The organism is Bacillus cereus group sp. BfR-BA-01309, from assembly GCF_022664315.1.
GTDB classification, from domain to species: domain Bacteria; phylum Bacillota; class Bacilli; order Bacillales; family Bacillaceae_G; genus Bacillus_A; species Bacillus_A mobilis.
Window position 1 is genome coordinate 281,320 of sequence record NZ_JAKUHE010000006.1, and the last position, 12,729, is coordinate 294,048.

Genomic DNA, 12,729 nt, shown 5'->3' on the forward strand with positions numbered 1-12,729 from the left:
AATATAACTATGCATACATAGGAGGGAACAGGATGAAAAGTCCTAATTTTCAATTAAGTTTACAAACTTCTAATCTAGTTATCGGTTTTATGGTATGGGTCATTTTATCATCATTAATGCCTTATATTAAAGCGGATATTCCATTAACTGCGGGACAAATTTCTATGGTAACAGCAGTACCGGTTATTTTAGGTTCTGTTCTTCGCATTCCAATTGGTTATTGGACAAATCGTTTTGGAGCAAGAAAATTATTCTTTATTAGTTTTATTCTATTATTATTTCCTGTCTTTTATATTAGTGTTGCCAATTCAATGATGGATTTAATTATTGGCGGATTATTTGTCGGAATCGGTGGCGCAGTATTCTCTGTAGGTGTAACTTCTTTACCGAAATACTTTCCTAAAGAGAGTCACGGTTTTGTAAATGGTATTTACGGTGTCGGTAACGCCGGAACAGCAATTACTTCGTTTTTAGCACCTGTCATTGCAACTTCAGTTGGCTGGAGAACGACAGTACAGTGTTATTTAATTTTACTTGCAGCATTTGCACTTATAAACTTTTTATTAGGCGATCGTAAGGAGAAAAAGGTGAATACACCATTAATGGAACAAATAAAAGGTGTATATAAAAATGAAAAACTTTGGTTTCTATGTATCTTTTACTTTTTAACATTCGGATCATTTGTCGCATTTACAGTATACTTACCAAACTTTTTAGTATCTCACTTCGGATTAGAGAAAGTGGATGCAGGTATGCGGACAGCCGGATTCATCGTATTAGCAACAATGATGCGTCCCATTGGTGGTTGGCTTGGTGATAAGTTTAACCCGTTTAAAATATTAATCTTCGTATTTATCGGTTTAACACTTTCAGGTATTATTTTATCATTTATGCCTAGTATGAACGTGTATACATTTGGTTGCTTACTAGTAGCATTTTGTGCAGGGATTGGTAATGGTACAATCTTCAAACTCGTTCCAATGTACTTCTCAGAGCAAGCAGGGATTGTAAACGGACTCGTTTCAGCTTTAGGCGGACTAGGAGGGTTCTTCCCGCCACTAATTTTAACTTTACTATTCCAACTAACAGGCCATTATGCAATTGGATTTATGGCATTATCAGAAGTCGCACTTGCTTGTTTAATCATTACAGTATGGATGTATAGTCAAGAAAAGCTGTTAGTGATGTTAAAGAATCATTAATTAAGAAAAAGAACCATCCTAAAGTAATCTAGGATGGTTCTTTTAGTAAGAGGCTTCAATATGTTATATTGCTATCTTAACAAAGCTTGTTTTCTAAAATAATGTGGTATTAAAATGAAAACCAGAAGTTTTATGGGGTTTTATGTTAAAATATAGATATCAGATGTTATTCAATTAAAGGGTAGGTTAGTTAAAGAAAGTTTAAATTTCTTCCAAAGATCGAACTAATTTTTAATATACAAATATTTAATTGGATCGGGGTGTTTAGATGAAAAAATTATATAAGTCCACTCAAGATAAACAAGTATCCGGTGTATTAGGTGGTTTAAGCGATAAGTATGGAATTGATGTTAGTATCCTTCGTATAGTAACTGCATTATCAGCCTTTTTTACTAGTGGATTTACGGTGTTACTTTATATAATAGCTGCGATTGTTTTGCCTACAGATAAAGAAATGAAGAGATAAATGTATGAACTCAAATAATGGAACCTTTAACAGAACAAGTAGATAAAGGCACTCCGCCTCTTACACGTCTAGGATAACAGAAAAGAACTTCCTCTAAGAGGTAGGAGTGTCAATTATTTGCTAAATAATAAAAAGAACAAACGCTTTTAAAAAACGTTTGTCCAAAGTAAATACATAGTTAGATAAAAGATAAATTACGATTTATGTGTACGAGAAATCTTTTGTATTAGTTTAGGGAAAATAGATGTTAGTTCCTTCTTCATACGCTTCGTAAACGATGGATCTTTACCTGAAGTTGAAATAGTGACAACATATTCATCATGTCGGATGACGCCAGGTGTGTGAAAAGATGATTCTGTACCATCACTTACAACGTTAACCCACTGGAAATCGTGGGCGGCTTGTTTGACCATCATATTTACATCATGTTGATTTGTAGCCGCATAAATAAGGTGAGCATCTTTAATATCATCATTACTAAAAGTTTTTTGCTTCCATGAAATATAAGGGAGTTCTTTCATTTCCTCGCAAATTTCTGGGCTGATAACGGTGACAAAAGCGCCTGTATCCTTTAATCCATACGCTTTTCGATATGCAATTTTACCTCCACCAATAATAACGACCACTTTTTTATTTAGATTAAGCATAAGAGGGTGCATGTCATACATACACACATTCCTCCATTCGTTCTAACAACGTTAACTTCATATATGTATCAAACTGAAGACAGTTACAAGTCGTAACGTGATCATATTTTTTTGTATGCAACTTAATTTTTTGAAGCAACAATCCGGTAAAGAGAAGGTACGGCATGACATATACATGGGATGCAGTCGATGTTATAGTCTTTAGCTCAGCAGTAAAAGAGGGTAATCCTTTCGTTAAAAAGGAACATATTACTGGCATACCGAGTTTTCGCTCGACAGCTGCTCCGATTTGTTGTAACTCTTGTATAGGCTGTGGGTCACTACTGCCTCGTCCAACGAGTAAAATACTACTACTTTGCATTGGCATAGCTTCACGTATTCTTTTTACGACAAGTTCCACCATATATGGATGCGTACTAAAAGGAGGTACAACTGAAAATGTTATTTGTGGATATTTCTTTTGTAGTTGCTCTATTTCAAAAGGAATATCACGTTTATAGTGAACTGCTGCAAATAATAAAACAGGTACAATCATTATTTCAGTTGCGCCCTCTAGTATCGTTTCTGTAACTGCATCCGAAATAGTAGGTGTTGTTAGTTCTAGGAAAGCTATTTTTTGAATCCTTTCGTTACGTTCTGTCATAACAGAATGAATAAAGTGAATGAATTGTTCATTACCTTCTTGCAAACGACTCCCGTGTCCAACATATAAAATACCTTTCATCGTACCACCAAATCTTTCTTCATAATCATGTCTTGTAATTGCTCATCTATATGATGAAATCCGACTTTATTCGCATAGTGTAAAGTTGGAATGTCGGTATACGAGAAGGGAAGAGTAAGAATATCGCTAAAGCCAAGTCGTTTTATTTCTGTTAAAAATGTATCAATTGAGGCACGCCCATCAAACACAATGCTATCCCATGAGAATTCAGAAAGCATACGAGAATGGACTTCATCAAAACGATGATCAATAGTATATTCATGAGTCATCATGTAGGAGCCAGCACCAATTTTCTCTTGTATAAAAGCAATTCGATTAATATTTCTGCTTAAATAAGCAGTAGTATCGGAAGAAAACTCTGCTTGTTTACTTAGTAGCCCATATTGTAAAAGTTTTTCTTGAGTGGTAACGTTCATATGTTGTAGTCGCGCCTGTAAAGAACGAATATCTTTTTGGTGTTTACTACATGATTTCATCAATATTTCTACACTTTCAGGTGAACAAAAAACAAGGCGGTTAACGTTAAAAATTTCATCGATTTGTTCAAGTGTTAATGTGTATTCTGCCTTTTTGAAAGTAGGAATTTGATATATTTCTGCACCGGATTCTTGTAACTTTTGCATCATTGAACTTGTTTTATTTGTTGCGGATGCAAATAAAACTTTTTTACCATGTAATGGTTTACGTTCTTTCCAACCGATTTGAGCCCGTAAGGAAACGACATCACCAACAATTGTCATGGATGGATTTGAAATATTCTCGTTTTTGACGATAGAAACAATGGTTGAAAGAGTTCCTGTGACAACGCGTTGTTTTCCAGTTGTACCCCATTCAATGACGGCTACTGGCGTATCATCTTTTTTTCCTGCTTGTAGTAAGTTTTCACAAATTGTAGGTAAGTTTTGTATACCCATGTAGTAGGCAATTGTATCGCTATTATGGGATGAATTATATTTTCCGTGATCGGTTAAAGGACCTTTCGCATGCCCAGTTAGTAAAGTGACGCTATTACTGTAGTTACGGTGGGTGAGGGGGATACCTGCATAGCTACTAGCGGCGATGCTAGATGTAATACCTGGTACAATTTCATATGGAATGTTCGCCGCTGCTAAAGTTTCTGCTTCTTCACCAACACGGCCAAAAATAGATGGATCTCCGCCCTTTAATCGGACGACGATTTTTCCTTCTTTCGCAAATTGCAGGAGGTGGGCGTTAATCATTTCTTGTCGCATAATATGATTCTTTGGCATTTTTCCGCAATAAATAAGTTCACATGTTTCTTTTGTATAACGAAGAAAAGAAGGGTTTAATAAACGGTCATATAAGACAATATCTGCATGCTTTAAACAATCTATCGCTTTCTTTGTAATAAGCCCTTCATCACCTGGTCCCGCACCAACTAAATATACATATCCGTTCATAATCGCACCTCATCAATTTTTATTTAAAAGGAAGCCAGAGGAGGCTTCCTTTCGAAAATTACATGTATAAATAAATGTCACCATCAATAACTTCTACTTCGTAAGTTTGGATACAGCCGTCATCAGGTTTTTGAACTTCACCTGTTATTAATGAGATTTTCCAATCATGCAGTGGACAAAAGACGAATTCTCCAGATACAATTCCTTCTGCTAACGGTCCGTTTTTATGAGGACAACGATTTTCTACAGCTCGAATATCACCATTTGAAAGGCGAAATAGAGCGATAGACATACCTTTCATTTGTACCTCTTTACCGATTTGAATAGGAAGGTCTTCCGCACGCATGACTTTTATTTTTTCTTTCGTTTGTATCATATAGATCACAGCTCCTTATTTCACAGTTTCTACTTTATACATCGCTTTTAATGATTTCGTTTCTAGCGCTTGTCCCCATGCTTCTGTATATGTGCTACGAGCTGTTTGGAAGCGTTCATTTAGCGTAGTAACCATGCTTTCATCTTGAAGTATTTCTTTTATATGATCGAAGCCTAAACGTTCTGTCCAGTAGGCAGTACGCTCTCCGTAAATACCAGTTTCACGATAATATTGCATATAAGCTGTAGCGATGCGAAGGACATCATCTTCAGTAGAGACGATCATTACAAAATCAGCTTCGCGTACTTCCGTACCACCATTTCCGCCAATATAAAGTTGGTATCCATTTTCGACACAAACAACGCCAAAATCTTTCGTTAGTACTTCCGCACAGTTACGCGGACAGCCCGTTACACCCATCTTCATTTTATGTGGTGTATCTACCATTTCTAATGATTGTTCAAGTAACATACCAAGTCCTAATGAATCTTTCGTACCGAAACGGCAGAAGCGAGAACCGACGCACGATTTTACATTACGAAGCGATTTTGAATACGCATATCCCGAATTCATATGTAAGTCAGCCCATACGTTAGGTAAATCTTGTTTCTTAACACCATATAAGCCAATTCGGCTCGCACCTGTAATTTTCACAAGAGGAACATCGTACTTCTTCGCAACTTCCGCAATTTTCATTAAATCATCAGCTGTTGTAACACCACCGTACATACGTGGAATAACAGAGAATGTACCATCATGCTGGATATTACCATTCATTCTTTCATTAACGTAACGGGATGATTTATCATCTTCATATTCTTCTGGAATCGCCATCCGTAAGTAGTAATTTAAAGCAGGGCGACATTTTGAACAGCCGTCTTCATGTGCAAAACCAAGAACATTGCGTACTTCTTTTGGAGATTTTAAACCTTTCTCGTGAATGGCTGCTACGACTTCATCACGTGATAAAGTTGTACATCCGCACATACCAGCAGACTGCGCTGAAGCATCAAAAGCATCTCCGAGTGTATGAGATAAAACTTGTTCCACAAGCGGACGACATTTACCACAAGAACCAGCAGCTTTCGTGCATCCTTTTACTTCTTCAAAAGTAGTTAGCTCTTGTTCTAAAATGGCATGGACGATTGTACCTTTCGTAACACCATTACATCCACAAATCGTGTCATCCGCACTCATTGTAGCAACGTCAAGTTCACTTTCTTCACCAGCTTTGTGAAGAAGGGAAGCGGCTGTATAGTCTTGAATATCTTCTTCTTTCTTTAACATGCTAAAGAGGCGTGTACCATCAGCTGTGTCACCATATAAAACGATACCGACGACTTTATTATCACGAATTAAAACTTTTTTATAGGAGCGTTTACATTCATCAAAGATTGATATTGCTTTAGTCTGATCATCTTCATAAATTTGGCCAGCAGAGAATAAATCACAACCAGCAACTTTTAATTGCGTACCGACGATACTGCCCGTATATCCATTCGTTTGTAAATTTGTTATATGTTTCGCTAATATTGTGCCTTGTTCATAAAGAGGGGCAACAAGTCCATATGCGATACCATCATGTTCTGCGCATTCGCCAACTGCATGAATGGATTCATCGTTTGTTAGCATATAGTCATTGACTACAATGCCGCGATTGACAATTAGACCAGCATCTCTTGCTATTTGCGTATTTGGTCGTATTCCGACAGCCATTACGATTAAATCACAGTCTACAACTTCACCATCTTCAAATTGAATGCCCTCAACATAGTCTGTACCAATAATTTTTATGGTTTTCTTTTCCATTAGAAACTTCATGCCTTGTGCTTCTAAATCTTCACGCAGAAGAGAAGCTGCTTTCGTATCTAGTTGTTGCTCCATTAAGCTAGGCATTAAATGAACAACATGTACGTCCATTCCTAAATCAATTAGACCTCTTGCAGCTTCTAAACCAAGTAACCCACCACCAATGACAACGGCCTTTTTCCTTTCTTTAGCGGTATCGATCATAAATTGTGTATCTTCAATAGTTCGAAATCCTGTTACACCAGGAAGAGTGGAACCTTCAACAGGTAAAATAAAAGCACTAGAGCCTGTTGCTATAATGAGTTTGTCATATGTAACAATACGATTCTTTTCTGTAATAATAATTTTTTCTTTTCTGTTAATACTTTGAACTCTTTCATTCGTATACAAAGTTATTTCGTTCTCTTCATACCAACTGTATTCATTCATAATGATATCTTGCATATTTGTTTTGCCTTGTAAAACATGAGAGAGCATAATGCGGTTGTAGTTTGGATGTGGTTCATCTCCAAAAATAGTAATCTCATATGAATCACTATCATGTTTTAATATTTCTTCCATACAGCGTATGCCCGCCATACCATTTCCGATCATAACTAAACGTTTTTTCATTTTTATTTCCCCTTTTATGTGAAATATTGAACAAAGGATTATATTCCTATTATAGAAAATCAAAAAAGGGGGAGATGTGATATTTATCACATTTCTATAATGATTCACAAATTATTAAAATTCGGGTTTATGTGAAGGGGAGAAGTGTGAATGTTATTCATGTAATGAAAAAGCAGGACATGAGTAGAAATACTTATGTCCTGCTTTTATTTATGCTTTCGTAATCGCACGCGGAAATAAAATATTATTTTCTAAATGAATATGCTCAAATAAATCAGACTCTAGCGCTTCAAGACGTTGGTAAACAAGTCGATAAGTGCCGCAAGCGCCTTCTGGAGGAGTAAAGTCATTTGTCACTTTACGAAGTTCTTTTATAATATTTCCAGCATGATTGTGCTCATTTTCTAGTTCATCTACTACTTTACGTAACTTTGCATAGTTTTCATCAGTTGGATTTTGTTCAAATTCTAAAATTAATGGGAAATCTTTTGTTTCTTCTTTAATTAAATGCTGTTCTAATTCCATTTTAAGTTCATGAAATAGCTTATGAATTTGAGCTAAATGAGGCTGATTCGCTCCATGAACGCGTAACACTTTCGTCACATATGGACTTAACTGTGGTAACTCTTCATTTAAATAACGATGATGCTTATGAATTACATAATCAATCAATTCACGATAAGAAGCATTTTTCCAATCAATTTCAGATTCATTTAATCGTTTCGTATTATGATAAAGCGTATTTAACTCTGTAATTACTTCAGAAGCTGATAAATTTCTTTCATGAATTGCATCAATAAGTGGCTTATTACCGCCACAACAAAAATCTATTCTATACGATTTAAAAAGATCACTAGCTTTCGGGAACTGTGTAACAATCTCACCAACAATTGAAGTTTCAGTAAATGTATGTTCCATATGAATGCCTCCATAAAGTTTTAATATAGTATCTAAATTAAGAATAGCGATAAATGAAAATCAATGTGGTGATTGAAATCACTTATAGTGTGTCAGTTTTGAGAATAATAAAATGAGTTTTATAAAAGGAAGAGAGAGGAGGTAATTAGTCGTAATACTATGTAATAAAAAAGAAGCTTACTAGAAGCTTCTTTGTTCATTACTATTTTTCACATGCAATTCCATCGCCATCACGATCGAGATGAGAGCTATATCCTGGTTGATCTCTATATAATGGAGCTTTTCCTGCAGCTCTAACTGCAGCACAATTTTTGTAGTATGTATTACCAGTATTTCCAGAAGCTGGTTGTGTTTGAACTTGTTGTGCTTTTTTCTGCTCTTCTTGTTGTTTACGAGCTTGCTCATCGGCCTGGCGTTTTTGCTCTTCTTGTTGTTTACGAGCTTGTTCATCAGCTAGACGTTTTTGCTCTTCTTGTTGTTTACGAGCCTGTTCATCAGCTAGACGTTTTTGTTCTTCTTGTTGTTTACGAGCCTGTTCATCAGCTAGACGTTTTTGCTCTTCTTGTTGTTTACGAGCTTGCTCTTCGGCTTGGCGTTTTTCATCCTCTTGCTTACGAGCTTTTTCATCCGCTTGACGCTTCTCATCTTCTTGCTTTTGAGTTTTTTCGTCCGCTTCTTTCTTTTCTAGTTCTTTTTTCTTCTCGTTCTCTTTTTGTTCTGCATTGTTAGAAGAAACTTTTTTACTAGCTGCTGTCTTTTTTTCAGAAGTAGGGTTTGAAATACTTGATAATGCAACAAAAATGACAAATAAAATAGCAGTGATAATAAATTGTTTTTTTGCTACACCCGTCTTTTTAATTACAGATAAGATTGCTAAAACAAGGAAAAAAATAAATAAAATTAAACTTAAAGTAGCAAAAAAATCGATGACTGGGTGTTCAGATTTTGTAGTGCCCATTCCTGTTAAGAGAATTGAAATCATAAAAAGAATAACGGTAGGACGACCGTATTGTTTTGTTTTTCCATTTTTCTTAAAGAATGAAATGATACATAAAATTAAAAGAATAAAAGCAATAAAAAATAAAGCTGCACCAATATTACTCAAAATCGCCATTTTTATACCTCCATTTGTAAGATTTTCACTATTGATTATATAGGAACTTATTGGTAATTACACGTTTTATATAAATTTAGAAAATTAGTATTTTTAATAGACTCATAAACATTTATTTTATATATAAGGAAAAATAGATATATTTCCTATTACGTTTTTAACGATATTTCATAAAGTATAGTATATCGATTGAAAGGAGGAGATTTGAATGGAATTTCAATTGTTAGTGAATTGTGTGTTACAAGAAGGTAATGCTTACTTTTTAGTAACGAAAGTAGACGATGTAATTACTTTGAAAGTACCGATTACAGCAGGAGTAGCAGGTTTATTCTTGGCTTTCGGTGTACCAAGATGTTCTTAATTTAAATCTCTACAGTAGAAAGAGGAGGACAAGCCTCTTTCTACTACTACATAATAATTTTATGTAAACTAAAATTATGTTTTATTAATAGCACATTTAAAATGGACATGCATATACTATAATGTTTTTTAAGTTATGAAAATTAAAGAGGTGCTATTATATATGAAAAGAAGAACATTTGATATTCCAGTTACATTGCGAAGAGAGTGGTTTTTAATAGAATTAGCCCATTTAACGAAAAAATATGGAATTGAAATTGCAACTAGCAAAATGGAAGCTGCACCGTTTTTAAGAGATCAAGTTACGGAATCAAAAATAGGGTCAGGGCTCCAATATGATAAATATGATGATGAGTATATCATTGATTTATAAGAAAGAAGCTGCGTATAAAAGGTTATGGTATAAACCTTTTATACGCAGCTTTTTTAGTTAGAAATATGTTGAGAAATTTTTAATGAGCTTAATAGGAAAAGGAATGAATACATGTTGAGAGAATAACGTTTCATAAGAAAGGACAGTTACTATTTTTTTACCTAAAAAATAAGTAAGAAATAACTAGAGTAAAAATAGTACTTCCTTTCAAAAAAGGGGGAATGTTAATGAGGATTTTGAAAAGGTGTATGTTATTACTTCTCGTATTTTTTATTATGACTCCGATGGCTGTTAGTACGAAGGTAGAGGCGGAGGAAGTAAAAGAAATTAAAACAGGATTTCCAGATAAAGAAGTAGCTACACCTGGAGAATGGTTTTTAGGTCAAAAACCTGCAAATTATGATGAGAATAAACCTCCAATTCTTTTTGTACAAGGAAGGAATGGGAATGCTGATAGTTGGTATGGAAAGACAGTGTATCACGATATAAATGATATGTATGATTATGCTTTGAAAGCAGGCTACCAAACAGTATTTATACAATTATATGATGCTGCTGGAAAAGGCTCAGCTAGTCAGTGGGACAACGGAAAATTGTTAGCACAAAAATTAGAAGAAATATATAATCATTTCGGTAAAAAAGTTAATATTGTAGCACATAGTAAAGGCGGTATCGATACACAGGCTGCATTAGTAGGATATGGCGCAAATCGATTTGTCGGAAATGTTATTACGCTTGCGACGCCACATCATGGATCAAACTTGGCGGATTTATCATATAGTTGGTGGGCGGGATGGCTTGCTTCTATATTAGGTCAAAAAGATGATGGTACGTATTCATTACAAATGGGGGAAATGGCAAAATTTCGTTCAACGATTGATAATAATCCAGCAGCTAAATTAAACAGTTACTATACGGCTACCGGGACTAGCTGGGGACCAGTATTTTCTGCTTTATCTATGGGCGGGCTCTATTTGTCATCATACGGTTCAAATGATGGATTAGTAAATGAGTGGAGTGCTAAATTACCGTATGGAACGCATTTATTTACAGATTCCAAATTTGATCATGATAATATACGAAAAGGATCAGCTGTTTTCTCTCGAATTGAACCATATTTACGGACATCAAATGTAGCTGTACCAGCTTTAGTAGCATCCAGCACTAGTTCAAATGAAAATATAGAACAATTAAATACGACTTCAAATCAAAACATACTAGGAGGAGAATTGCCACAAAATCAGTGGATAGAGCAAACTGTTCCGGTTGATAAAAAAGCTGAAGGAATCGTTTCTATCTTAACAGCGTCTTCTGATGTAGAAGTACAAATGATATCACCAAAAGGAAAAGTATATACAAATAAGGATAGTGTTATAACTACTGGTGAAGGTGAATCTTTCTTTAATGGTGCAACAATTAGAACATTTAAATTTGATAAAGTGGATGTAGGAGAATGGAAAGTTAAAATGATGGCGAAGCAGTCGAAAGATGCATATTTAGTTGTAAGCGATTACAATAGTAACGCGCCATTTGTTCTCCAAATGCCAACAAAAGTTAAAGTGAATAAATCTGAGTATAAACTGAAAAAATCACCTGTGGCGCCTGAAATGAAAGGGGATCTTTCCATAACAGTAAGAGTAGTTAATAAAGAAGGGAAACTAGTCTCTGAATATAATGAATTACAAAATGTTAATAATACTACATTTACTGGTGCTTTGAAGGACATAAAGCAACCAGGAGTATACAACGTTACGATGGATATAAAAGGAATGAATAAAGAAGGACAACCATACAATCGTACAATTGTTAAGTCGGTTTATGTGGAGAAGTAAGAAAGAATGAGGGATTTTTAATATAAAAAGTACCGAACTTTTGTAATAGAAGAGTTCGGTACTTTTTTCATGTTATTAGATTAACAGAAAAGCATAATGGGAATCAAAAGAACAGTATTCAATAAAAAAAGATGCTGAAATAGCATCTAAATGTGAAGATGATTATTAACTTAGTTTTATAACTGTTAATTCAACTGAATTGATACCATTATCACAAGTTGCAATACTTTGACGATTAAAACCACTATTATTTTTCAGTTGAAGAGTTGAATTAGCGGTAACTGTAATGAGCGTTTCGCCTGCTAGTTGAAGGCATTCGTTATTTGATGAAGTATTCATTTGAAAAGCAAAGTCACCTTGACTATTAGCAAGTGGATTGTCATTTAGAAATATAGTCATGACTGGAATATGTGGAAACACAGGATTTACAGTAGTGTTAATCGTTGAAATGAAAGAAACTCTATAATCACCCGCTTGACTAAATTGTATAGTAGTAGGATTTAGTAAGGAAACGCCTCCTGCTCTAGGGCCAACGTGATTAAATGGAAAAGGATCTCCAAAAGGAACAGTTATAAACTCTGTTTGCCAAAAAGTGCCGTATGCCGGACAGCTTTTTTTACAGGAACTAGAAGAGGAATTGCATGAGCATTTTTTAAATGAGCTAGAAGAAGATTTACATGAACATTTTTTATTGGAGTTTGAAGAATGATAGTACGAACCCAATATATTACCTCCTATTATGAATGAAGTGTATACTCATAGTATTTTATGCCTGTCTTATATAAAAGGTGATAGATTTGGAGTATAAAGTGCTAATACGATGAAATATAGTAATAGAATAGAAACTGTAACCATTTTTGAAGAAGACAAGGGTA

Annotated in this window: 13 protein-coding genes; 5 read left to right on the top strand and 8 right to left on the bottom strand. The window is 34.8% G+C overall.

Features of this window, described 5'->3' with window-relative positions; translation table 11 throughout:
* Positions 1-32: 32 nt before the first annotated feature.
* Positions 33-1,202: a nitrate transporter NarK gene (gene narK / locus MR115_RS14260; RefSeq protein ID WP_242241723.1), complete on the top strand. Its 1,170-nt coding sequence runs from the start codon at positions 33-35 to the stop codon at positions 1,200-1,202.
* Positions 1,203-1,470: 268 nt separating this feature from the next.
* Positions 1,471-1,668: a PspC domain-containing protein gene (locus tag MR115_RS14265; RefSeq protein ID WP_097818563.1), complete on the top strand. Its 198-nt coding sequence runs from the start codon at positions 1,471-1,473 to the stop codon at positions 1,666-1,668.
* Between the two features lie 194 nt (positions 1,669-1,862).
* On the opposite strand, the gene MR115_RS14270 is transcribed toward MR115_RS14265, so the two are convergent.
* From MR115_RS14270 to MR115_RS14300, 7 genes are all read right to left on the bottom strand, one after another.
* Entirely contained in the window at positions 1,863-2,336 is a 474-nt protein-coding gene (locus MR115_RS14270) for a precorrin-2 dehydrogenase (RefSeq protein WP_242241724.1), read from the bottom strand.
* Complete coding sequence (locus MR115_RS14275; protein ID WP_242241725.1) at positions 2,329-3,039, bottom strand: sirohydrochlorin chelatase; 711 nt, start codon at positions 3,037-3,039, stop codon at positions 2,329-2,331. Before MR115_RS14275 ends, MR115_RS14270 begins: the two co-directional genes overlap by 8 nt.
* The gene (locus MR115_RS14280) at positions 3,036-4,460 is read right to left on the bottom strand and encodes a uroporphyrin-III C-methyltransferase (protein ID WP_242241726.1); all 1,425 of its coding nucleotides are present in this window, start codon (positions 4,458-4,460) and stop codon (positions 3,036-3,038) included. Before MR115_RS14280 ends, MR115_RS14275 begins: the two co-directional genes overlap by 4 nt.
* A 58-nt stretch (positions 4,461-4,518) precedes the next feature.
* Complete coding sequence (gene nirD, locus MR115_RS14285; protein ID WP_087959673.1) at positions 4,519-4,836, bottom strand: nitrite reductase small subunit NirD; 318 nt, start codon at positions 4,834-4,836, stop codon at positions 4,519-4,521.
* Positions 4,837-4,851: 15 nt separating this feature from the next.
* Positions 4,852-7,257 carry an NADPH-nitrite reductase large subunit gene (gene nirB, locus MR115_RS14290; protein WP_242241727.1) on the bottom strand — a complete coding sequence of 802 codons (2,406 nt, stop codon included), beginning with the start codon at positions 7,255-7,257 and terminating at the stop codon, positions 4,852-4,854.
* A gap of 210 nt (positions 7,258-7,467) precedes the next feature.
* Positions 7,468-8,175 (bottom strand): iron-sulfur cluster repair di-iron protein, encoded by a 708-nt coding sequence (ric, locus tag MR115_RS14295; protein WP_242241728.1) that lies wholly within the window; start codon positions 8,173-8,175, stop codon positions 7,468-7,470.
* A gap of 202 nt (positions 8,176-8,377) precedes the next feature.
* Positions 8,378-9,289 carry an excalibur calcium-binding domain-containing protein gene (locus tag MR115_RS14300; RefSeq protein ID WP_242241729.1) on the bottom strand — a complete coding sequence of 304 codons (912 nt, stop codon included), beginning with the start codon at positions 9,287-9,289 and terminating at the stop codon, positions 8,378-8,380.
* A 208-nt stretch (positions 9,290-9,497) separates the two neighbouring features.
* On the opposite strand from MR115_RS14300, the gene exsG reads away from it, so the two are divergent.
* From exsG to MR115_RS14315, 3 genes are all read left to right on the top strand, one after another.
* The gene (exsG, locus tag MR115_RS14305) at positions 9,498-9,650 is read left to right on the top strand and encodes an exosporium protein ExsG (protein ID WP_000395675.1); all 153 of its coding nucleotides are present in this window, start codon (positions 9,498-9,500) and stop codon (positions 9,648-9,650) included.
* Positions 9,651-9,812: 162 nt separating this feature from the next.
* Positions 9,813-10,022: a hypothetical protein gene (locus MR115_RS14310; RefSeq protein ID WP_046959276.1), complete on the top strand. Its 210-nt coding sequence runs from the start codon at positions 9,813-9,815 to the stop codon at positions 10,020-10,022.
* 248 nt (positions 10,023-10,270) lie between these two features.
* A complete protein-coding gene (locus MR115_RS14315; protein ID WP_375337815.1) occupies positions 10,271-11,854 on the top strand; it encodes an esterase/lipase family protein in 1,584 nt (527 codons plus the stop codon).
* A gap of 165 nt (positions 11,855-12,019) precedes the next feature.
* Here the strand turns inward: MR115_RS14315 and MR115_RS14320 are convergent, their stop codons facing one another.
* Complete coding sequence (locus MR115_RS14320; RefSeq protein WP_242241731.1) at positions 12,020-12,577, bottom strand: preprotein translocase; 558 nt, start codon at positions 12,575-12,577, stop codon at positions 12,020-12,022.
* Between the last annotated feature and the right edge of the window lie 152 nt (positions 12,578-12,729).

Coding starts and splice junctions, on each gene's coding strand:
- nirB (WP_242241727.1), bottom strand. CDS start 7,257: ATGAAAAAACGTTTAGTTATGATCGGAAATGGTATGGCGGGCATACGC.
- MR115_RS14310 (WP_046959276.1), top strand. CDS start 9,813: ATGAAAAGAAGAACATTTGATATTCCAGTTACATTGCGAAGAGAGTGG.
- nirD (WP_087959673.1), bottom strand. CDS start 4,836: ATGATACAAACGAAAGAAAAAATAAAAGTCATGCGTGCGGAAGACCTT.
- narK (WP_242241723.1), top strand. CDS start 33: ATGAAAAGTCCTAATTTTCAATTAAGTTTACAAACTTCTAATCTAGTT.
- MR115_RS14280 (WP_242241726.1), bottom strand. CDS start 4,460: ATGAACGGATATGTATATTTAGTTGGTGCGGGACCAGGTGATGAAGGG.
- MR115_RS14270 (WP_242241724.1), bottom strand. CDS start 2,336: ATGTATGACATGCACCCTCTTATGCTTAATCTAAATAAAAAAGTGGTC.
- exsG (WP_000395675.1), top strand. CDS start 9,498: ATGGAATTTCAATTGTTAGTGAATTGTGTGTTACAAGAAGGTAATGCT.
- MR115_RS14300 (WP_242241729.1), bottom strand. CDS start 9,289: ATGGCGATTTTGAGTAATATTGGTGCAGCTTTATTTTTTATTGCTTTT.
- MR115_RS14275 (WP_242241725.1), bottom strand. CDS start 3,039: ATGAAAGGTATTTTATATGTTGGACACGGGAGTCGTTTGCAAGAAGGT.
- MR115_RS14265 (WP_097818563.1), top strand. CDS start 1,471: ATGAAAAAATTATATAAGTCCACTCAAGATAAACAAGTATCCGGTGTA.
- ric (WP_242241728.1), bottom strand. CDS start 8,175: ATGGAACATACATTTACTGAAACTTCAATTGTTGGTGAGATTGTTACA.
- MR115_RS14315 (WP_375337815.1), top strand. CDS start 10,271: ATGTTATTACTTCTCGTATTTTTTATTATGACTCCGATGGCTGTTAGT.